Annotated in this window: 15 protein-coding genes; 5 read left to right on the top strand and 10 right to left on the bottom strand. The window is 59.5% G+C overall.

Translation table 11 applies throughout. The features are described from left to right. Positions 1-67: 67 nt before the first annotated feature. A complete protein-coding gene (locus BN1143_RS19560) occupies positions 68-646 on the bottom strand; it encodes a phasin family protein (RefSeq protein ID WP_042051817.1) in 579 nt (192 codons plus the stop codon). 248 nt (positions 647-894) lie between these two features. On the opposite strand from BN1143_RS19560, the gene BN1143_RS19565 reads away from it, so the two are divergent. Beyond that, positions 895-2,865, top strand: a complete 1,971-nt coding sequence (locus tag BN1143_RS19565; protein ID WP_042051818.1) for an SDR family oxidoreductase — start codon at positions 895-897, stop codon at positions 2,863-2,865. A 49-nt stretch (positions 2,866-2,914) separates the two neighbouring features. Here BN1143_RS19565 and BN1143_RS19570 read toward each other — a convergent pair whose 3' ends face one another. Then, positions 2,915-3,811 (bottom strand): esterase/lipase family protein, encoded by an 897-nt coding sequence (locus BN1143_RS19570; protein WP_042051819.1) that lies wholly within the window; start codon positions 3,809-3,811, stop codon positions 2,915-2,917. 170 nt (positions 3,812-3,981) lie between these two features. Here BN1143_RS19570 and BN1143_RS19575 point away from each other — a divergent pair, with 170 nt between their 5' ends. The 4 genes from BN1143_RS19575 to fabA all read left to right on the top strand — a co-directional run bounded on the left by BN1143_RS19575 (position 3,982) and on the right by fabA (position 8,701). Beyond that, on the top strand, positions 3,982-4,296 hold the full coding sequence (locus BN1143_RS19575) for a YebG family protein (RefSeq protein WP_005300837.1): 315 nt from the start codon (positions 3,982-3,984) through the stop codon (positions 4,294-4,296). A gap of 298 nt (positions 4,297-4,594) precedes the next feature. Beyond that, on the top strand, positions 4,595-5,872 hold the full coding sequence (locus BN1143_RS19580; RefSeq protein WP_042051820.1) for a tyrosine-type recombinase/integrase: 1,278 nt from the start codon (positions 4,595-4,597) through the stop codon (positions 5,870-5,872). A gap of 210 nt (positions 5,873-6,082) precedes the next feature. Beyond that, positions 6,083-8,062: a Lon protease family protein gene (locus tag BN1143_RS19585; RefSeq protein WP_042051822.1), complete on the top strand. Its 1,980-nt coding sequence runs from the start codon at positions 6,083-6,085 to the stop codon at positions 8,060-8,062. Positions 8,063-8,140: 78 nt separating this feature from the next. Then, entirely contained in the window at positions 8,141-8,701 is a 561-nt protein-coding gene (gene fabA, locus BN1143_RS19590) for a 3-hydroxyacyl-[acyl-carrier-protein] dehydratase FabA (RefSeq protein WP_005300828.1), read from the top strand. Positions 8,702-8,789: 88 nt separating this feature from the next. Here fabA and rmf read toward each other — a convergent pair whose 3' ends face one another. The 8 genes from rmf to BN1143_RS19625 form a co-directional block, all read right to left on the bottom strand. After that, on the bottom strand, positions 8,790-8,969 hold the full coding sequence (gene rmf / locus BN1143_RS22225; RefSeq protein ID WP_005315693.1) for a ribosome modulation factor: 180 nt from the start codon (positions 8,967-8,969) through the stop codon (positions 8,790-8,792). Positions 8,970-9,129: 160 nt separating this feature from the next. Continuing rightward, positions 9,130-10,767, bottom strand: a complete 1,638-nt coding sequence (locus tag BN1143_RS19595; protein WP_017780101.1) for a DUF3466 family protein — start codon at positions 10,765-10,767, stop codon at positions 9,130-9,132. 8 nt (positions 10,768-10,775) lie between these two features. Beyond that, positions 10,776-12,698 (bottom strand): ATP-binding cassette ATPase Uup, encoded by a 1,923-nt coding sequence (uup, locus tag BN1143_RS19600; protein WP_042051823.1) that lies wholly within the window; start codon positions 12,696-12,698, stop codon positions 10,776-10,778. A gap of 73 nt (positions 12,699-12,771) precedes the next feature. Then, entirely contained in the window at positions 12,772-13,002 is a 231-nt protein-coding gene (locus BN1143_RS19605; RefSeq protein ID WP_017780103.1) for a glutaredoxin family protein, read from the bottom strand. Then, on the bottom strand, positions 13,002-15,170 hold the full coding sequence (rlmKL, locus tag BN1143_RS19610) for a bifunctional 23S rRNA (guanine(2069)-N(7))-methyltransferase RlmK/23S rRNA (guanine(2445)-N(2))-methyltransferase RlmL (RefSeq protein WP_005300816.1): 2,169 nt from the start codon (positions 15,168-15,170) through the stop codon (positions 13,002-13,004). Before rlmKL ends, BN1143_RS19605 begins: the two co-directional genes overlap by 1 nt. A 675-nt stretch (positions 15,171-15,845) precedes the next feature. After that, positions 15,846-16,382 carry a cell division protein ZapC gene (locus BN1143_RS19615; protein ID WP_042051824.1) on the bottom strand — a complete coding sequence of 179 codons (537 nt, stop codon included), beginning with the start codon at positions 16,380-16,382 and terminating at the stop codon, positions 15,846-15,848. 87 nt (positions 16,383-16,469) lie between these two features. Next, positions 16,470-17,480: a quinone-dependent dihydroorotate dehydrogenase gene (pyrD, locus tag BN1143_RS19620; RefSeq protein WP_024941803.1), complete on the bottom strand. Its 1,011-nt coding sequence runs from the start codon at positions 17,478-17,480 to the stop codon at positions 16,470-16,472. Between the two features lie 47 nt (positions 17,481-17,527). Beyond that, positions 17,528-22,369 (bottom strand): NAD-glutamate dehydrogenase, encoded by a 4,842-nt coding sequence (locus BN1143_RS19625; RefSeq protein WP_042051826.1) that lies wholly within the window; start codon positions 22,367-22,369, stop codon positions 17,528-17,530. Between the last annotated feature and the right edge of the window lie 30 nt (positions 22,370-22,399).

Genomic DNA, 22,399 nt, shown 5'->3' on the forward strand with positions numbered 1-22,399 from the left:
TCACGCAAAACCGGCCCAGCAGAGGGCATGGGCCGGTGGATCATCAGTCAGAACAAGCCGGTCAGGATCAGAAGAGTGCGGTTTCACCCTTCTCCTTGATCTCCTTGGCCACGTTCTCTACTTCAGTAGCCAGCTCCTTGACCTCTTCCTTCACCTTGGCGACGGGGGCGGGGGCGGCTTTCTTGACCGGCGGCTTCTTGGCAACAACCGGCTTCTTAGCCGCTGCGGCAGCAGGTTTGGCCTCGTCAACCGGGGTAGTGTCGTCCCGGGCATCGATCAGCTGCTGCACCACTTCGGTCAGCTCGGCCATCCGTTTGGAGAGCTTGTCGATGTCCTTGCGGGTCGGGATGCCGAGGCTGGCGACGGCACGGGCCACGCGATCCTCAAATACCTGCTCCAGACGGCCCCAAGTACCGGCGGTCTTGTCGGTCATGGCCGCGATCTTCTCATCGGCGCTCTGACGGGTACGGGTTTGCAGGGCTTCCCCTTCCTGAACCAGGGCTTCAAAGATCTTGCCGCCTTCCTCTTGCGCCTTGGCATAGGCACCCAGGCCAGCCAGCCAGATCTGCTGGGTGGACTCTTTGATGGTGGAAGTGAGGTGGTTGTCGGTCACCGAACTTGCCAGTGCTTTCAATTTTTTGGCCATGACAGTCTCCTTACTCGTGATATAGATGATGGTAATGACAACAACCTTGGTATATTCGTTGTGGCATTACTTAACTTTCATCCTCAGTCTAGGGAGAAAAAATAGAGGGTTCTACCTAATAACGGAACAGGCAACCCTGGTAATTTTGGACTGGGTCACGAAGAATGATATTCGAATGAATATTTTCAGTAAAAGCGTGATATATCTAACAGCAACTAACAGCCCAATCAGTAAGGGATATAAATACCATGGATTATTTCATCACAGGTGGCAGCGGCTTCATCGGCCGCCGGCTGATTAAAAAATTGCTGCAGCGTCCAAATAGTCGGGTGCATTTCCTGATGCGGGCAGCCCATCTCGAGCGGGTACCCGACCTGCTGGCCTACTGGGGCGTTGGTGAGGATCGCGCCATTGCCGTGGTGGGCGACATGACCCACCCGCTGCTCGGCGTCGGCAACGGCGAACTGGAACCCCTCATCGGCAAGGTCGATCATTTTCTGCATCTCGCCGCCATCTATGATCTCAACGCCAAGGCGGGCATTCAGCAGCAGGTCAATGCCGAGGGCACCCGTCAGGCCCTGCAACTGGCCGAGCGGCTCAAGGTGCGCTGCTTCCATCACTGCAGTTCCATCGCGGTGGCCGGCCTGTTTGACGGCCTGTTCCGGGAAGACATGTTCGATGAAGCCGAACACCTCGACATGCCCTATTTCCAGACCAAGCACGAAGCCGAAGGGATAGTGCGCAAGGAGAGCACCATCCCCTGGCGCATCTACCGACCCGGCATCGTGGTCGGCGACGCCAATACCGGCGAGATGGACAAGGTGGACGGCCCCTATTACTTCTTCAAGACCATTCAGAAGCTGCGCCGCATGCTGCCGCCCTGGATGCCCGCCATCGGGGTCGAAGGGGGGCGCATCAACCTGGTGCCGGTCAACTTCGTGGTGGATGCCATCGATCACATCGCCCACCAGGAAGGGGAGGACAACAAGGCGTTCCACCTGACCGATTCGCACCCCATGCGGGTCGGCGACATGCTGAGCACCTTCTCCCGGGCGGCCCATGCCCCCGAGCCGGCCATTCGCATCAATGCCGCCCTGTTCAGCTTCATTCCCCGCCATCTGATGACCATGCTGATGGCGCTGACCCCGGTGCGACGCATTCGCGATGCGGCCATCGCCGATCTAGGCCTGCCCAAGGACATCTTCCGGCTCATCAACTATCCGACCCGTTTTGACAACCGCGAGGCCCAGCGGGTGCTGAAGGGGACCGGCATCGAAGTGCCGCCGCTGCACAGCTATGCCTGGCGCCTGTGGGACTACTGGGAGCGTCACCTCGACCCGGATCTGTTCATCGACCGCACCCTGCGCGGCCGGGTCGAGGGCAAGGTGGTGCTGATCACTGGTGCCACCTCCGGCATCGGCAAGGCCACCGCGAAGAAGCTGGCAGAGGCGGGCGCCAGGGTGCTGACCATAGCCCGGGACGAGCACAAGATTGCCGAAACCCAGGCCGAGTTTGCCGAACTGGGCCTGACCCTGCAGGTCTATCAGGGTGATCTCGCCGATCTGGCGCAGGGGGAGGCGATCACCCGCCAGATCGTGGCCGAGCATGGCGGCGTGGACATTCTGGTCAACAACGCCGGTCGCTCCATCCGCCGCGCCATCGAAGACTCCTTCGATCGTTTCCACGATCTGGAGCGCACCATGCAGCTCAACTACTTCGGCACCCTCAAGGTGATCATGGGGGTACTGCCCACCATGATCGAGAAGAAGAAGGGGCACATCATCAACATCTCTTCCATCGGGGTGCTGACCAATGCGCCGCGCTTCTCCGCCTACGTCGCCTCCAAGTCGGCGCTGGATGCCTGGGTGCGCACCGCCGCCTCCGAGTTTGCCGACAAGGGGGTCAACTTCTCCATCATCAACATGCCGCTGGTGAAAACTCCCATGGTGGCGCCCACCAAGGTGTATGAACAGGTGCCCATGATGACGCCGGAAGAGGCCGCCGATCTGGTGTGCGACACCATCATCAACAAGCACGTGCGCCTCGCCACCCGGCTCGGGGTGTTTGGCCAGGTGATCCATGCCCTGGCACCGCGGGTGGCCCAGGTGATCATGAACACCAGCTTCCGCACCTTCTCCGACCCCAAGGAGGGCAACGAGTCCAAGGCCTCGGCGGATCAGATGGCAGTCTCCACCCTGATCAAGGGGATCCACTTCTAGTGGTGATAACAACGAACTGATGTAGCAAAAACGGAAAGGGCCTGAGCAATCAGGCCCTTTTCATTTGCGGCTGCGGGCGGGAGAGTAGGGTCAGCAGCAGGGCCGTGGTGCGGCGGGAGTAAAGCAAAGAGAGGTGACCGAGGGCAGCGAGCTCAACGTCCTCCATGCCATCGAGGCGCTGGCGGGACTGGGGCAGCACGAAGTTGTCATGACTGGTGCGCACCGAGACGCCGGGTACGCAGAGCGGCACGGCGGCAAAGCGCTGCAACCAGCCGGAGCCTGGCTCCATCTCGCGGGCATTGTCGCCGAGTCCCAGGGTGGCGAGCTGGCTGCCCTGATGAGGGGTGGCCAGGGTGATGAGCTGCGCCACCTTGTCACCACCCGCCACCGCCAGATAGTCGCGGCACACCAGCCCGCCCATGCTGTGACCGATCAACACCAGTTGCGATGCGCCGGTGGCGACCAACACCTCGTCGATACGCCTGGCCAACAGCGGCACCATGTCGTCGAGATGGCCAAAGGGAGGAGTCAGGGTGACGGTTGCCACCGTGTGGCCGGCGGCCTCCAGCCGTGCCCGCTGTACCCGCCAAATGCCGCGACTGCAGCCATAACCGTGGATCAGCAGCAGGGGCAGGGGAGAGGGGGTCAACTTGTCAGGCGGCATCAACCAGCGCTCGAACGGCAGCAGCCAGGTGAAGGTCAGCAGGTAGGCCGCTATCTCGCGCCCCACCATGGGCAGCCAGGCTCGCCAGCCGATGGCAGGCACCGGATAGAAGCGGGAAAAGCCCCAGGTCAGCAATACTACCAGGGTGCGCAGCCCCAACAGGGCCACCACCACAAACAAGATGGAGGGCGCCCAAGAGAGGCCGATGGCAAGGTGGGCGATGCTCCCAAGGAGCGTCACCTCAACCAGCAGCAGGATCAGTAATTGCTTTGTTATCGTCATGACCCAATCATCCGACCAGTTTGGCATGGAAGTCAAATGACCCTTTCATCAATGTGACGGCCAACCCGCTCTCGGTCAGTCTCTGTTGAAATCCTACCTACCTGTGGCTATTTGCAATACTGTATATCCATACATATACTTATATTCACCATCAGAAGGAGGACGCCACTATGGCCGTTGAGATCAAATATGTTGTGGTTCGTGGGGGAGTGGAGAAGATGACCTTTACCAGCAAGAAAGAGGCTGACGCCTATGACAAGCTGCTGGACACTGCCGATGAGTTGATGACGCTGCTGGCCGCGGCTCCCATTGCACTCGAGCCGGAACAGCAGGAGAGCCTGGCCTTCTATCTGGCCGAACAGCGGGACGCACTGCAGAGCGTATTGCGCGGTGGAAAGGGGCAGGGGAGCAACAAAGCAGAGAGCCAGGAAACCCAGAGTGAAGCAACCGAACCCAAAGGAAAGTCACTCAAGCGGGTTGCGTAGCAAGGCGACTGGATAACAGGGTGAGGAAGGACAGGGAAAAGGGGCGAGCCGTCACGGCCAAACACTTTCTTATTCAAAAAGAGAGAATTAACAGTCAATTTTCAGACTATTTACCCCGAGAATTTTCTGACAAGAATGCATATTCATTGAATGGGATAAGAATGTGTTCGCAGTGATTCAACGTGGCGACTGCATCCATGTTTCCTGACAATGTCCCCACCACCGATGATGCCGATAACCCCATTTATCGGCATTACCCTTGAGCAGGCCGCAAGCCAGAACCATTTCAAGCAAGACCATGACCACAACCATACTTCCACCCGCCATGCCGCTGTTCGATGGCCTGGCATACCTGGAGGCGGGCAACCCCCAGGTCAATCAGTACCTGGCCAACCTCAGCCTCACCGACGTACCCGATGCCGGGATCGTCTACGAACTCGCCGTCGACTGGCTGCTGGAGCAGCGCAACAACGAGAACAACTACAAGACCTATCGCAGCGAACTGACCACGTTCTTGCACTGGTGCTTCAGCGAGATGCGCATCAGCCCGAAGGATCTGACCCGGCGCATCATGATGCGCTACCTCGACTACTGTCAGTCACCGCCAGCGGCCCTGATTGCCTATCGCAACGTGGCGCAGTTCGTGCTCGACAAGGAGTGGGGAGAGCGCCTGCCCAATCCCCAGTGGCGACCCTTCCTTGGCAAACGGGAGCTGGGCCGTGAACTGCCGTACCGCCTCAGCGAACAGGCCATGAAGACCAAGCTCGCCATTCTGTCGGCCTTTTTCCAGTTTTTGATCCAGGAAGAGTACATGGACCGCAACCCGGCACTTCTGCTGCAACGGGTAAAGCGAACCGTCCAGCAGGAGCCGGATGATCAGGGCCAGGCCTTCAGCGAGCTGCAGTGGTCCTATGTGATGCAGGCGGCCGATCGGCTGGCCACCGAGTCACCGGAGCAGCACGAGCGCAGCCGCTTTCTGATCAGCCTGATGTATGCCTGCTACCTGCGCATCTCCGAGGTGGCGGCAAGGCCGGGTTTTACCCCCGTCATGGGGCAGTTTCGCCGCGACGGGAAAACCGGCGTCTGGGGTTATTACATTCCCCGCAGCAAGGGTGGCAAGCGCCGCACCGTGGCGGTTTCCCATGCCTTGCTGGAGGCCCTCAAACGCTACCGGACCTTTCTCGGTCTCTCGCCACTGCCGGTACCCGATGAACAGACGCCACTGTTTGTGCGCCACAAGGCCGCAGCCCACGGCCGTGAACAAGGTGAGCTCAATGCAAACCTCGGCATCCGTCAGCTACGCGAGCTGGTGATGGCCGTCATTCAGGCGGCCGCCACGCTGGCGGAACAGGATGGCTTTGCCCAGGATGGCGCCGAGATGCGCAACCTGACACCGCACTCCATTCGCCATACCGGCATCACTCACGACATCAACCTCAACGGCCGGCCCTTGTCCCATGTGCAGGCCGATGCCGGCCACGACAGCATCGATACCACCTCCAAATACCTGCACACCGGCAACAGCGAACGTCACGAGAGCGCCAATCACAAACCACTGGATCGGTTACACGATTGAGTTCAACAGTGAGAGATAACAGAAAAGGAAATATTCGTTCATGGCAAACCAACCCAGTGTTGGTGAACCAATCCAGGACACTAAAGTGCTCCATATTCACAACCGCGCATAATGTATATTATGTTAAATGCAGTATCTTGTTTCCTGTTACCACTTATTGAACTGTGTATAATGGCAACAATTGATCCTATCTCCGACCGGATGTCTTAAGTGGCTGAATTAACATCAGAACAATTAAAACCTGCTTTTGCGATTGAACAGTTTCCTGCCCTCAGCGAGCTCGAACCCATTCCGTTTGCCGCGCTGCAACCCAGGGCCATCTCCGGCATCAAGCGTCTCGCCAGTTTTGATGGCGACTGCCCGGTCATGCTGCTCAACGGTTTTCCCGGGGTCGACTATGAAGATGTCTGCCAGACGCTGATCGCCACCTCTAATGGCAAGGATGGCGACCTGTTCGATCTCTGCTACACGGAAAACCTGAACAATCCGTTCAAACCCATCTGGCTGCGCCTGCAACCCGGTACCGGCATCGAGTTTTGTGAAATGGTCGGTGAACTGCTCAAGTTGATGAGCCACCATCTGGATGCCGAGCGTCTGGTCACCCGCATCATGCGCAAGCAGAACAATGATCCCAAGATCGATGACTTCCTCTCCGATCTGGCCGCCCATGTGGCACAGGGGCTCGAATTTCAGCACCCGGTCCTCATCAACCTGCTGATCCACCATGAGGAGCAGGAAGCCCCCGTGGTGTATGGCCGCGATCTCAACTGGGACACCCTGTTCGGCTCCATCAACTACCAGACCGAGCAAGGTTCCGTCTATGCCAACCAGCACCTGCTGGAACCTGGCCTGCTGCGTCAGGCCAACGGTGGCTATCTGATCCTGCAGCTGGATGAGTTGCTGGATCAGCCCCATCTCTGGTTCAAGCTCAAGAACGCGATGCAAAAAGGCGAGCTGGACTGGAACGCCTATCAGGAAGGCAAGACCCTCACCCCCTTCTTTACCCCGGAAGCCACCCCCATCAAGCTCAAGCTGATCCTGGTCGGTGACCGGCTCGATGTGGCCGAATTCCAGATGCTGGACAGAGATATGTCGGAGCGCATTTTCCTGCGTGCAGACCTGGTCTCCGAGGTGAACATCGAAGAGGATCTGCCTGACTATCTGCAATATCTGGCCTGGCTGCGCGAGCGCTGGAACCTGCTGGACTTCACGCCGGCCGCCCTCGCAGCCCTCTGCCGCCATGCCAGCCGGCTCTGTGATCATCAGGAGTGGCTCTCGCTCTCCGAGGTGCAGCTCTCAGCCATCATGCGCATGGCCGACAGCCTGGCACGTGAGCTGGAAGCGGATGTCGTCACCGACGAGCACATTCGCGGGGCACTGGAAGAGCAGGATTATCGGCTCAACTACCTGGTCGAGCAGTCCGATCAGGGGGTCATCGACGGCCAGATCCTGCTGCAGACCGATGGTGAGGAAGTGGGTCAGATCAACGGTCTCTCCGTCATTCAGGTCTCAGGGCACCCCTATGATTTCGGCGAGCCGGTGCGCCTCACCGCTACCGTCCATCTGGGGGATGGTGATGTGGCGGACATCGAACGCAAGGCGGAGCTGGCAGGTCATATCCACGCCAAGGCGATGATGATCATTCACGGCTATCTCTCCAACAAATTTGGTGCAGAGAATCCCTCCCCGCTGTCGGCCAACCTGGTGTTCGAGCAGTCCTACCATGAGATCGATGGTGACAGCGCGTCTCTGACCGGTCTGTGCGCCCTGCTCTCCGCCCTCGCCCGCCAGCCTATCTACCAGCACTTTGCGGTTACCGGCGCGGTCGACCAGTTCGGCAACGTGCAGGCCGTCGGCGGCGTCAACGAGAAGATCGAGGGCTTCTTCCGGGTGTGCAAGATCCACGGGCTCACCGGCAAACAGGGGATCCTGCTGCCCGGTACCAACGCCCAGCAGCTCAACCTCTCTGATGAAGTGATCGCGGCAGTAGAAGCCGGCCAGTTCCATATCCACCCGGTGGATCATGTGGAAGAGGCCATCGAGCTGCTGACGGGCTGTGTGGCGGGCGAACCGGACATGCCGGATACCCTGTTTGGCCGCATCCAGCAGCGCCTGGATGAGCTCAACGGCACCGAGGCCGTCAAGGGGGGCGTGCTGCGCCGCCTGTTTGGCAGGCTATTCGGGGTATAAACGAAGTGATCGGAGTTGTTTAGCGAACATCTGTACGCTAAATTGGCCCGGCTTTGACCCATTTTAAGGATAACCAGCGTGACCGTAGACAATTCCACCATTGATGCCCGCCTTTCCCTGTGTGAACAAGGCAAAGACTCGTTTACCCGTGAAGAGCTGCTCGCCTGCAGCCGTGGCGAGCTGTTTGGTGAGGGCAACAGCCAGCTGCCCGCCCCCAACATGTTGATGATGGATCGTATCGTCAAGATCAATGACCATGGTGGTGAGCACGGTAAAGGCGAGATCCTGGCAGAACTCGACATCACACCGGATCTCTGGTTCTTCGATTGCCACTTCCCGGGTGACCCCGTCATGCCTGGCTGTCTCGGTCTGGATGCCATGTGGCAGCTGGTTGGTTTCTTCCTCGGCTGGAAAGGCGGCCCCGGCAAAGGCCGTGCGCTGGGGGTTGGCGAGGTGAAATTCACCGGTCAGATCCTGCCGACTGCCAAGAAAGTGACCTACAAGATCACCTTCAAGCGCGTCATCAATCGCAAGTTGGTGATGGGAATTGCCGATGGCGTGGTGGAAGTGGATGGTCGCCCCATCTACAGCGCCACCGACCTGAAAGTGGGCCTGTTCAAGGACACCACCGCATTCTGATGAGCTGACTGGCCACCTGGTCAGACCGCACAACGTAAAGGGGCCGCCATGGCCCCTTTCCTTTTTGCAATGTGTGATGAAGTACCGACTACTTCATGAAGAGGCCTGAGCCCCGCCCTTCCATGGCATCACGCCAACCACCAAGCCAGTGCCCACGTGCATCCAGGCATTGATACGGACACGCTTCTTTCTGTTTGCCGACCACGCCAGCCTGATAACCACGAGCACGAGCTCTTTCCAGACGGTCCCGTTTTTGTCTCTTCATCATCTACGACCCTCTTCCGTGGAACAAAAAAAGCGACCAATTTTTCATCGGTCGCTTTCATCTTTACCCCAGGGGGTTGGCAGGGTCAAACAAAAAATTTCATGCTATCCGGTCATTGTGACACAAGACACTGAACCGCATTAATTTTTAGTGACACAACTTTTTAGCGCTGGAAACGGCGCAACCAGGCGAATGGCAGGGCCAGCAGAGTCAACCAGAACAGGCTACCACCACCGCTGCCGCCATCCTGACCGGTCTGGTTGTTGACCGGTGCGTTGGCGACCACATAACCGGCCGGATCGTTGTTCTTGTAGTCGGTCACGACCGGTGCCAGCTTGACGCTGACCACGGTAGCGTTGGTGCGGTTGTTCAGATCGCTCTCGCTGTTGTAGCGATAGGCGGTCGCGGCCACAGTCCCATTCTCGCTGATGCCGCTGGCATAGGCGATGTGATAGTAGTAACCGTTCTGGGCACACTGCTTGGCACCCGCATCATCCAGACCACAGATGAGATCGTTCAGGTACCAGTTGTTGCCGGTCGCCGCGTTGAGCAGGAAGCCTTCCTGCATGCGGTTGGTGCCGTTGACCACGGGCTGGGTCTGATGGCGGGAATCACGCCAGCCAACCACCATGTTGTGGTTGTTGATGGCGGCCGCTTCCGAGCCGGAGCCGCTGAGCGGCTTGTCCTGCAGGGAGACCACGGCGTTGGTGGTCGGCGTATTCAGGTTGAACACGAACATCTCCACCGGGCGGTTCTGGCCCTTGTTGATACGATAGAGCTGGTTGCCGACCACATAACCGTTGTCATTGACCCCCACGGCCCAGCTGTGTTGCAGCTTGGCGTCATCCTTGCCGGGCTCGCCTTCGGCCAGCGGGATGATCTGGGTGGTCCCTACCTTGCTGCCATCCAGATCCAGTGTCCAGTAGGCGGCCAGGTTGCGGCCATCCAGGTAGTTGGTGCCGATCTCGCCGGTGGAGGAGTACCCTACCCCATACAGCGTGCCGTTGAATTTGCCCACGCCGAGCGCGGAAGCGGTCTGCACCACTTCGTTGCGGCCCCGGGCATACTCGTTGGCCTGCAGCAGCTTGTTGAAGGTACCGGTACTGTTGACCAGCCAGAAGCTCGCCTGGGTGTTGAGGCCCGGGCAGTAACGGTAGTCACCGTACTGGCCGTCGTTGCCGGCAAAGCACCAGTTGTAGGTTTCGGAGTTGACGGCGATGTTCTTGCCGGTGGCAGCGGTACCGGTCACCAGATACTGGCCATTGTCCAGCTTCTTGATGCTGGTCGGCACGCTCAGGCTGTGAGTGCCGGCGCCATCCTTCAGCTCGACGGGGTTGCCCTCCTCGACCACGGCAAAGGCGGTACGCACCTTGCCATTCATCTTGTAGCCCGCCCGGGTGCCGGGTACGTCACCCAGCGCGGTCACCAGACCGTCGGTCTCGCCCAGCTGCACGTAACCTACGTTGTTGCGCTGGTCGACACCATCGAGGAAGTCACGACGCCACTGGTAGGCGAAGTTGCTGTTGTCGTTCCAGAAGGAGTTGCAGACCGAGTTGGAGAGCATGCAGCCCTGCTCGAAGCGGAAGCGGTCAACCAGGAAGTCGGCGAAGCGCACGGTCGAGAAGTGCTCGGCCATGTTGTTCTTGGTGTTGATCCCGATGAGCCCGTTGCCGTCGCCGCTGATCCCGCTGGCGTAACCCTTGTCGGACGCATCGACAATGGTGAAAAAGGGACTTTGTGCCGCCTGGGCATTCAGGCTGGCGCTGACCAGAATGGCCAACATGGATAATTGCTTTTTCATCTACTTCCTTAGTCCTGATGTTTCAACGCTTCCAACTCCTCCCAGCGGGAGAAGGCTTGTTCCAATGCCGCCTCTGCGGCATTCAGGGCATCCAGTTTGGTCTGGGTTTGTTCCGCAGGCAGGGAGAAGAAACCGGGGTGGTTGATCTCCGTCTGCAGGGCATCCAGCTCCGCCTCCAGCAGTTCCAGCCGGGCTGGCAGATTATCCAGCTCCAGCTGCAACTTGTAAGAGAGTTTCTTCTGTTTTGCCGCGACCGGCGCCTGCGTCACGACAGGCTCTGGCGCCTTGCTCTGGGGCTGCTTCGCCGCCTGCTGTGCGGCCAGCTGAGACTGCTGCTGGGCACGGGTGGCCATCATGTCGGCATAGCCCCCCACATAATCACTGATCCGCCCATCCCCTTCAAACAACCAGCAACCGGTCACGGTATTGTCGATGAAACGACGATCGTGGCTAACCAGCAGCAGGGTACCGGGATAGTCCGCCAGCAGCTCTTCCAGCAGTTCCAGCGTTTCGACATCCAGGTCGTTGGTTGGTTCATCGAGGATCAGTAAATTACTGGGCTTCAAGAACAATTTGGCCAACAGTAAACGGTTTTTTTCGCCCCCTGACAAGGCTTTCACCGGGGTGCGTGCCCGTTTTGGCTCAAACAGGAAGTCCTGCAGGTAGCCGAGGATGTGGCGGGAGCGGCCGCGCACCATCACCTCCTGCTTGCCCTCGCCCACGTTATCCACCACCGTCTTCTCGGGGTCGAGCTGTTCGCGGTACTGATCGAAGTAGGCCACTTCCAGGTTGGTACCCTGCCGCACCGAGCCGCGGGTTGCCTCGAGCTGGCCGAGCAGCAGCTTGATCAGGGTCGACTTGCCACAGCCGTTGGGGCCGACCAGTGCAATCTTGTCGCCACGCAACACCTGCAGATCCAGCCCCTGAAACAGGGTGCGATCGCCAAAGTCGAGACCCAAGCCTTCACTTTCAAATACCAGCTTGCCGGAGCGGCCTGCTTCGTCCAGCTGCAGCTTGGCCTTGCCCTGCAGCTCACGGCGCTGGGTCCGCTCCATGCGCATCGCCTTGAGGGCGCGCACCCGTCCCTCGTTGCGGGTACGGCGGGCCTTGATCCCCTGGCGCACCCACACCTCTTCCTGGGCCAGCTTGCGATCGAACTCGGCATTTTTCAGCTCCTCGACCCGCAGCCACTCCTCCTTGCCCTGCAGGTACTCGTCGTAGTTGCCGGGCCAGGAGGTGATCACGCCGCGATCCAAGTCGATGATCCGGGTCGCCAACTTGTGGATGAACTCCCGGTCGTGGGAGATGAAAACGATGGCGCCGCGAAAATCCTTGAGAAACTCTTCCAGCCAGTTGATGGCATCGATGTCCAGGTGGTTGGTCGGCTCGTCCAGCAGCAGCAGATCCGGATCGCAGGCCAGCGCGCGAGCCAGTGCTACCTTGCGCAGCCAGCCGCCGGAGAGGCTGTCGAGGGTCACGTCGGGATCCAGACCGAGCAGGGTCAGCACCTGGTTGATGCGGGTCTCGAACTGCCAACCATTCTGGTAGTCGAGCTGCTCCTGCAGCTGGCTCATCTTGCGAATGTTGGCATCGGAGGCATTGTGTGCCAGCTCCATTGAGATATGGTGATACTGCTTGAGCAGCTCCCCTACCCCGGCCAGCCCTTCGGCGGCGTAGTCAAACACGGTAAGCTCGCTCGAGGCGGGGGGATCCTGCTCGAGGCGGGTCACTTTCAAGTCTTGCTGCAGCACCAGACGGCCATCGTCCAGCGGCAGTTCGCCGGCGATCACCTTCATCAGGGTGGACTTGCCCGCCCCGTTGCGCCCCACCAGACAGAGGCGCTCGCCCCGCTCGATGGTGAGCTCGGCCTGGTCGAGCAGCGGAAAATCACTGAACGACAGGGAAGCGCCGTGCAATGTCAAAAGAGCCATTCTTGTTCCTTCTTGCTAATGAAAAAACGGGCGGCAGACTGAGTCTCCCCCCGTTTCATCGTCAAATCGCCCACTACTCCCGGGCGGCGAGCCACGCTTGCAGCTCCGCCAGAGTAAAGGGCCAACCCAGTTCACGCCCGGCCTCGTCGCGCACGACCGGAATGCGCACCCGGTAGGCCTCGAGCCAGTCGGCGTCATCCAGGATGTCGCAGCGGCGGGTCCTGCCGGCAAGGCCGGCCTGCTCCACCAGCCCCCAGGCCTGTTCGCACAGGTGGCAACCGTCGGTGTGAAACAGGGTCAGCATCAGCCCTGGGCCTCGGCATGGGTGATGATCCAGCAGTTGTGGATATGCTGGTTGCGCTCGAAATCCTTCGGCCGGGTCTTGCCGGTGATGTTCTGGGCCTTGAGACCGATGGCCTCGAGACCTGCCAGATCCATCTTGAAGTGGCGCTTGTTGTTGGAGAAGACCAGGGTGCCACCCGCAGCCAGCAGACGCTTGAGGTGCTGCATCAGCAACAGGTGATCGCGCTGCACGTCGAAGCTCTCGTCCATCCGCTTGGAGTTGGAGAAGGTGGGCGGATCGATGAAGATGAGGTCGTACTGCTCGTCCGCCTCGGAGAGCCACTTCAGGCAGTCCGCCTGCACGAACTTGTGTTCGCGGCCCACCAGCGAGTTGAGGCGCATGTTGTCCTGTGCCCAGTTCAGGTAGGTGCGCGACATGTCCACCGTGGTGGTTTCGCTGGCTCCGCCCAGACCCGCGTGCACGGTGGCACTGCCGGTGTAGGCAAAGAGATTCAGGAAGCGCTTGCCACGGGCCATCTCGCCCAGCATGCGGCGGGTCTGACGGTGGTCGAGGAACAGGCCGGTGTCGAGATAGTCGTAGAGGTTGACCCACAGACGGGCACCGTACTCCTGCACCTCCATCCGGTGCTGCTCTTCGGAGAGCTTCTGGTACTGCTGTTTGCCTTCCTGACGCTCGCGCACCTTCAGGATCACCTTCTCGCCATCCATGCCGGTCACCTTGATGGCGGCCTGTACCATGTCGAGCAGGCGCTGACGGGTCTTCTGGGCGGGGATATCCTTGGGCGCCGCGTACTCCTGCACCACCAGGTAGTCCTGATAGCGGTCGATGGCGGCGTTGTACTCCGGCAGATCGGCGTCGTAGAGACGGTAGCAGTCGAGGTTCTCTTTCTTCGCCCACTTCTCGAGGGCCTTCAGATTCTTGCGCAGACGGTTGGCAAAGTCCTGCGCCACCTCTTTTTGGGAGGCCACGGAGTCCAGCGCGATCTGGTAGTTGCGCAGCTGACACTCGAGCGCCCCGTTGAACAGGCGATATTGCTTGTCGGCGCGCAGGCGCAGACAGCTGAGCAGCTCGGGGGAGGCAGAAAGGATCGAGACTTTCCACCCCTGGAAGCTGCGACGCAGGGCATCGCCAAGGGCCTGGTGTACTTCCAGCAGCGCCGGGAACTCGCCGAGACGCTCGCCATAGGGCGGGTTGGAAATGAGCATACCAACCTGACGGGTCTCCCCTTCCGCCGCCATGGGCAGCGGGTTTTCCAAGGCGGTCGCATCGGCCTGCTTGAAGGTGATGAGATGGGCAACGCCGGCGGCTTTGGCGTTGTCACGGGCTTTGAGCAGCACGCGGGAGTCGGCATCACAACCGAACAGCTTCACCTCGCAGCGCTGCATGCCGCGTTTGGCGCGCACTTGCGCCTCCATCATCAGGCTTTGCCACAGTTCGCTGTCATGCTGCAGCCAGCGATCGAAACCGAAGCGCTCGCGGCGCAGGGCCGGCGCCATGTCGGCGGCGATAAAGGCCGCTTCAATCAGTAGGGTACCGGAACCGCACATGGGGTCCATCATGGGCTCACCGGCCCAGCCGCTACGGGCGATCATGGCCGCGGCCAGGTTCTCTTTGAGCGGTGCCTCACCGGTGCCCTGACGATAGAAGCGCTGGTGCAGCGCGGGGCCTGACAAGTCCAGCGTGATATTGGCCTTGCCCTTGCCCAGATGGGCCATGATGCGAATGTCCGGGGATTTCTTGTCCACGTCCGGGCGCACATGACCACGCTTGGTGAAGCGATCGACGATGGCGTCCTTGATCTTGAGCGCGCCGTACTGGGTGTTGCGAATGGAGGCGTTGGTACCGGTGAAATCCACCGCTATGGTGGCGGTGCCGGAGAAGTGCTCTTCCCAGGGAATGGTATGGGCGCCCAGATAGAGGTCCAGATCGTCGTTCATCTGGAACTCGGAGAGCACCAGCACGATGCGGGAGGCAAAACGGCTCCACAGACAGGCCTTGTAACCGATGGCCAGCTCGCCGCAGAAATGGACGCCGGCCACGGTCTCGCGGACCTGCTCTGCACCCAGATTGGTCAGCTCGACGGCCAACAGGTTTTCCAGCCCCTTGGGGCAGGTTGCAAAAAATTCTTTCATCACGCTCACGGGGAAGCCATAAAAATAGTGCCGCATTATACCTTAAGCGGCGATCCGGAGCAGCAAAAGCTTGGGCATGTCGGCATAAAGAGCGCGCAGTTGACCCTGAGGCTGTGGTTGCGCCTGTGCAGGATGAAGGCCGGTAATGGTGACATTGATGACAAGCGAGTGACTCCGTAACGACAGCACACGCAACGTCAATGCGAGTGATGGCACAAAAAGCAGCATCGGCTATTTTGCGAGCAAGTCTTGATCCGTTATCCGGATATATATTCCCCCTTTCCCTCTTCTAAATTGCCACATCTGACAGGAGTCAAACAAAACTCAAATCGTTATTATTCTTCACGACAGAGCAAGTCCTTTCTGTAAACCCCGTGCTTTGCCCTCCCGTTATCGTCCGTAAATGGGAGGGCTATTTTTTACATCCCCTCCCCGTTTATGCCGACATTGCCCCGCCTGTCATATCTATCAGGTTTCAAGAGAAACTACAGGTTTTAGAATAGTCCCGTGTTGTTGATACAACAGCTTATTCCTCCTGTAGTGTGTGTTTGTCGCCCTCGCCTCAAATTGACGTGAGGGCATTTTTTCATACGAGCAGATAACGCGAAAAGAATAATGGGGCTGGTCAGGATGAGGCAGGATTAAAAAGGGAGATACGTGATAGCGAACCATGACAGGATAGAAAACCAGTGCACCTCGCCAAGTTAACTGTCAACCAACTTGGCGATATTGCGCCTGAGCCGCGGGTCTTTGGCTCATGCGATTGTTCATCACCTTGATGACGCCAAACCGGGGTAGTGTCTTGCTGGTGGTCAATATCAGATCGTCGGTCAGGTTCAAACAGACGCTGGCCTGATCGCCGGCTTCAATCACCAGAAACTCCCCCTTGCCATGAGGCGTGCCCATGCACACCAGTGCACCGGTTTCCGGAGTGATAACCGGATGGGTTTCGCCAAAGAACCAGCTTTGTGGCATCAAGGGTTTGTAAAAGCGGCTGACGGCGATGGCATTGAGGACCAGCTGCACCTGATGGGGCACGCTCCACTCCAGTTCTGCCACCCTGTCCATCAGCTGATAATAGAGCGCGGCATCATCCACACAAAACGGCTGGATGGTGAAGGAGCTAGGCACCAATTGCCGCCCTTTATATTCGGTGGCAAATATCATGCGATCGGATAAATCCAGCATCAGACGATCATCATGAGCATCATAATGCCACTGCCAATTGTCATTGGGTTGGATACACATGGAGGTGCCCTTACTGGAAGTCGTTACTCGACTTTATTCCATGTCGAGAATTTCAGCAACTTTAAATAAAGGGCACCGATTTATTTCTTATATATGGGTCACAATCTCTTTGACCAGATCCGGGCCCTTATAAATAAAACCGCTATAAATCTGGACCAGACTGGCACCCGCCGCCAGCTTCTCGCGGGCCGCCATGGCGCTGTCGATGCCGCCGACCCCGATAATGGGCAGCGCACCATCCAGCGCCTTGGCCAGCTGGCGGATCACCTCGGTGCTCTTGTGCTGCAGAGGGCGGCCGCTGAGCCCCCCCGCTTCACCGGCATGGGGCATGTCATAAATCATGTCGCGCTCGAGGGTGGTATTGGTGGCAATCACGCCATCGATGCCATTTTTTATCAAGGATGCGGCCACCTGATTAATTTCATCCGGGGTCAAATCCGGCGCAATTTTAACGGCCAGCGGCACGTACTTCTTATATTGCGCGGCCAGCTCCTGCTGACGAACCTTGAGGGCGGCCAACAGTTCATCCAGTGCCTCGCCATATTGCAGCGAACGCAGCCCAGGGGTATTGGGGGAAGAGATATTGACGGCGATATAACCGGCGTGGTCATACACCTTGTCCATGCAGATCAGATAATCATCCTTGCCCTGCTCGATGGGGGTGTCCTTGTTCTTGCCGATATTGATGCCGATCACCCCCTGATATTTGGCCTGCTTGACCTGAGCGACCAGGTGGTCGACCCCTTTGTTGTTGAAGCCCATCCGGTTGATGATCCCCTCGGCTGGAATGACCCGGAACAGACGGGGCTTGTCATTGCCGCTCTGGGGTCTGGGGGTGACAGTACCGACCTCGATAAAACCGAATCCCATGGCCCCGAAGGCATCGATGCACTCACCGTCCTTGTCGAGCCCGGCCGCCAGACCCACCGGATTGGCAAAAGAAAGCCCCATGACGGTGACGGGGCGTTTTGGCAGGGAGTGGCGGAAGAAACAATCGAGCGGTGTACCAAGAAGGCGGGGCAAATATTTGATGGAGAGATCGTGCGCCTGTTCCGGATTGAGCTTGAACAGGAAATGCCTGGCGAGAGGGTACAGCATGTTTGCTCCTTAAAAAAAGCCCCGGCAACTGGCCGGGGCTTTTGGGGTTATGCCGAGGTTCGGCAATTCAACTGGAGCAGGTTCAACTCCCGCAAGGCCACCGAGAACTTGGCGAACTCGTGAGTGCTGGTGGTCTTGAAGTCGGCCAACATGTGGGTCCAACGGGACAAGAGTTGCTCATGCTCCGAAATCCAGTCGGCCAGTATGGTAGCGCATTCTCCCTGATCTTTGCACCCTTCCAGTACCACGGAAGTGAGGCTGCGTTGCTGCCAGTCCAGATCTTCGCGGAAGGAAGCCCGCGCCATCGCCTGCCAGTGGTTGCCCACCGGTTGGTGATTGATCTGGTCGAGGAACCAGTGCAGATCCAGCTTGGCGCCGAGGCGATAGTAGACGTTGGCGGCGCGCAGGATGTCGGTCTTGTGCTCCGCGGCAATCTGCGCCAGGTCCAGGCTGGAGAAGAGGCTGCTCATGTGGGCCACCTGACGGGCGATGGCTTGTGGCACCTGCTTGGCCACCAGGGCGGCGACCGCCTGCTGGTGCTCGGTCACTTCGCTCTCGTCCATCACCTCGTAGAGGTGCTGACCCAGCGTCTCGAAGGCCGGACGGAAGAAGGCGATGTTCTCGCTGATGCTCCAGCTGCGGTTGCGGGCGCGCAGGAACCAGCGGGTGGCACGGCGCACGATGCGACGGCTGTAGAACATCAGTTCGAGCTGGGTCTGGGCATCCACCAGGTTGTCACACCCTTCGATGTCGCGCCACAGCTGGTTGAGGCCAAATACCTCGCGCGCCATGGCGAAGCAGCAGGCCACTTCCGCCACCGAGGCACCGGTCTCGTCCTTCATCCGGCTGGCGAAGTTGAGCCCCATGTCGTTGACCAGCATGTTGGCCACCCGGGTCGCGATGATCTCGCCGCGCAGCGGATGCTGGGCAAGCGCCGCCCCGAACTGCTGCTGCAGCTTGGCCGGGAAGCTGGTCACCAGCATGTTGGCGAGGAAGGGCTCGTCGGTCACTTCCGGGCAGTTGAGCTGCTCTTTGAGCACCATCTTGCCGTAGGCCACCAACACCGCCAGTTCGGGCCGGGTCAGCCCCTGCCCTGCCGCCATCCGCTCGGAGAGCTCTTCGTCGGAGGGCAGGAACTCGAGGCCGCGGTCCAGCTTGCCTTCCCGTTCCAGCCCCTGAATGAAGCGCTGCTGCTCCTTGAGCTGCTCGGCGCCGCGGAAACTGGTCACCGAGATGGACTGGGACTGGCGATAGGCGTTGGTGATGACAATCTGCGCCACATCGTCGGTCATCTCATAGAGCATCTGGTTGCGCTGCTTGAGAGTCAGGTCCCCTGCTGCAACAAGCTGGTTCAGCAGGATCTTGATGTTTACCTCGTTGTCGGAGCAATCCACCCCGCCCACGTTGTCGGTGAAGTCGGTGTTGATGCGACCGCCCTGGCTGGCGTACTCCACCCGGCCGAGCTGGGTGAAGCCCAGGTTGCCGCCCTCACCCACGATGCGGGCCCGCAGATCGCGGCCGTTGACCCGCAGCACATCGTTGCTGCGATCGCCCACTTCGGCATCGCTCTCGCGGGCACTCTTCACATAGGTACCGATGCCGCCGTTCCACAGCAGATCGACGTTCAGGCAGAGCAGCGCCTTGATCAGCTCGTTCGGGGCCATGCTGGCCTTGTCGGTGCCGAGCAGGGTCTGCATTTCGGGGCTCAGCTTGATGGACTTGGCCGAGCGCAGGAAGATGCCGCCCCCTGCCGAGATGAGTTCCCGGTTGTAGTCATCCCAGCTTGAGCCTGGCAGCTCGAACAGGCGCTTGCGCTCGACGAAGCTCTTGGCTGCATTGGGAGTCGGATCGACGAAGATGTGCATGTGGTTGAAGGCACCCACCAGCTGGGTGTGCTCGGAGAGCAGCATGCCGTTGCCAAACACGTCCCCCGCCATGTCACCGATGCCGACGCAGGTGAAGTCGGTGGTCTGGCAGTTGACACCGATCTCACGGAAGTGGCGCTTGACCGACTCCCAGGCGCCGCGGGCGGTGATGCCCATCTTCTTGTGGTCATAACCGACCGAGCCGCCGGAGGCAAAGGCATCGCCCAGCCAGTGGCCATATTCGAGGCTTATCTCGTTGGCGATGTCGGAGAAGGTCGCGGTGCCCTTGTCGGCGGCCACTACAAGGTAGTAGTCATCCTCGTCGTGACGCACCACGGATTTGGGCGGGATCACCTCGCCACCGATGATGTTGTCGGTCACGTCCAGCAGGCCACGGATGAACAGGCGATAGCAGGCCTTGCCCTCCTCCTGGATCACGGCACGGGGCGCCCCCGCCGGCATCTGTTTGCAGTAGAAACCGCCCTTGGCTCCCACCGGCACGATGACGGTGTTCTTCACCTGCTGGGCTTTTACCAGACCCAGCACTTCGGTACGGAAGTCCTCCTTGCGATCGGACCAGCGCAGACCACCACGAGCCACCTTGCCCCAGCGCAGGTGCACCCCTTCCACCCGCGGCGAGTAGACGAAGATCTCGAACTTAGGCAGCGGCAGCGGCATGTCGGTGATGCTGGAGGGGGCCAGCTTGAAGGAGACGTAGGGCTTGATGTTGCCCGCCTTGTCCAGCTGGTAGTAGTTGGTGCGCAGGGTGGCGTCGATCATCTCCACATAGCGGCGGATGATGCGATCGTCGTCCAGGTTGGCAACCTGATCGAGCTTGGCGGCGAGCTGCTCGTGCAGCTTGCCCTGTACCTTGGCGTCCTGCTTGCCGGCCGGATCCAGGCGCTGTTCGAACAGGGTGAACAGCAGCTGGGCGATATCCGGGTAGCGGGTCAGGGTCTCTTCGATATAGGACTGGCTGAAGGAGACGCCGGTCTGACGCATGTATTTGGCATAGGCGCGCAGCACGGATACCTGACGACCGGTGAGGCCGGCGCCCAGCACCAGCCGGTTGAAGCCGTCATCTTCCAGTTGCTTGTTCCAGATGGCCGCAAAAGCCTGCTGGAAGCGTTGCTGGCTCTGCTCCAGATCGAACGGCTGCTCACCATGCAGCAGCATGGAGAAGTCGAGGATCCAGAAGATGTCGCCCGCCGGGGTGCGGACCTGATACGGGGTTTCGCCGATGACCCGCAGCCCCATGTTTTCCAGCATGGGCAGAACATCGGAGAGGTGGATGGGTTCGGTGCGGTGGAACAGTTTGAGGCGGACCCGGCGATCGTTTTCTTCCTCCTGGGCGCGGTAGAACAGCATGCCGAGCGGATTGGCCTCGCTCAGGTTGTCCAGCTCCATGATGTCGGCCACGGCGGAACCCGGCAGTACGTCTTCCTTGTAGGCGCGGGGGAAGGCGGTGCTGAAACGGCGGCGCAGTTCGTTGCCACGGGCTTCACCGTAGTGAGAGAGCAGCACGGAGTCCAGACGGTCATCCCAGCTGCGGGCCGCTTCAATCAGGTTGTTCTGTACTTCGTTCACATCCACATCCACGTTGTTGTTGTTGACCCGCACAATGTAGTGGGTCCGTGCCAGCACGCCCTCGGTGAAGTAGACGTTGAACTCCACCTCTTCGCTGCTGCCGAAATACTTCTGCAGGATCTGCTGGGTCTTGACCCGCAGCGCCGTGTTGTAGCGCTCCTTGGTGACATAGACCATGCAGGAGAAGAAGCGGCCGTAGACGTCGCGGCGCACGAACAGGCGCAGCATGTCGCGCTCCTGCATCTCCAGCACCCCGAGACCGGTGGCCAGCAGCTCCTCTTCGCGAGCCTGGATCAGCTCATCGCGCGGGTAGGTTTCCAGTACGTTCAGCAGTGCCTTGTAGGCATGGGAACCCTTCTCGTGACCGGAGGCGGCCATGATGCGCTCGAGGCGGTGGCTGATGAGCGGGATCTGGGTCGCACTGGTGTTGTAGATGGAGGAGGCATACAGACCGATGAAGCGATCTTCCCCTACCACCTTGCCATGTTCGTCGAAGCGCTTGATGCCGATGTAGTCCACATAGGCCGGGCGATGCACCCGTGACTTGCTGTTGGACTTGGTGAGGATCAGCAGGGAAGAGCTCAGGGCGGCATGACGGGCACTGGCCGGCATCGTGCCCAAGCGCTGCCCCTCATCCTTGATGGAGTTCTTCATCAGACCCAGGCTCGAATCCGGCTGTGGCAGGATCTCGTGATCCCCCTCCACCGCCTTGACGTCGTAGCGACGATAGCCCATCAGGGTGAAGTTGTGAGCGGCCACCCATTTGAGGAAGGCAACGCAGGAGTCCACCTCGGCCTTGCTGACCGGGTGTTTGCGTTTGGGCAGCTCGTCGATGATCTCGTTCAGGCGCGCCAGCATGGGCTGCCAGTCACCGACCGCCAGGGCCACTTCACCGGCCACTGAGTTGAGCTCGGCAGTCAGCCCTTCCATCTGCTCCTCGCTGGTGAGGTGATCGATCTCGATGAGGAAGGCAGTCTCGACGGAGGTCTGTTCGGCCGTGTTGTCCAGATCCAGAATGGCGCTGATCTTACCTTCACTGCCGCGAATGAGGTGCAGCGGCTGGTGCAGCATCATGTGCGCCGTGATGCCCCGGCGCTTGAGCGCCATGCGGATTGAATCCACCAGGAAAGGGGAGTCCTGCAGGATGATTTCGACGATGGTATGGGGAGACTGCCAGCCGTGGCGGGTCAGCTCGGGATTGTAGACCCGGATATAGGGCTCTGTGCTGGTGCGCTGGTTGAGCGCATTCCACAGGCTGAGCGCGGCGCCATAGAGATCGCTGTCATTGCGATCGTGCAGATCGGTGCTCGCCATGTTGCCGTAGAACTTGGCGACGAAGCACTCGACCAGGGAGGCACTCTTCTTGGGCAACTTCTGATGGATCAGGCTGAGAACGTTTTCGAGCAGAACTGAGGTAGGGGCGTCTTTCAATGCCATTTCTATATTCCTTATCGGACGACATTAACC

This window comes from Aeromonas dhakensis, from assembly GCF_000820305.1.
GTDB classification, from domain to species: Bacteria; Pseudomonadota; Gammaproteobacteria; order Enterobacterales; family Aeromonadaceae; genus Aeromonas; species Aeromonas dhakensis.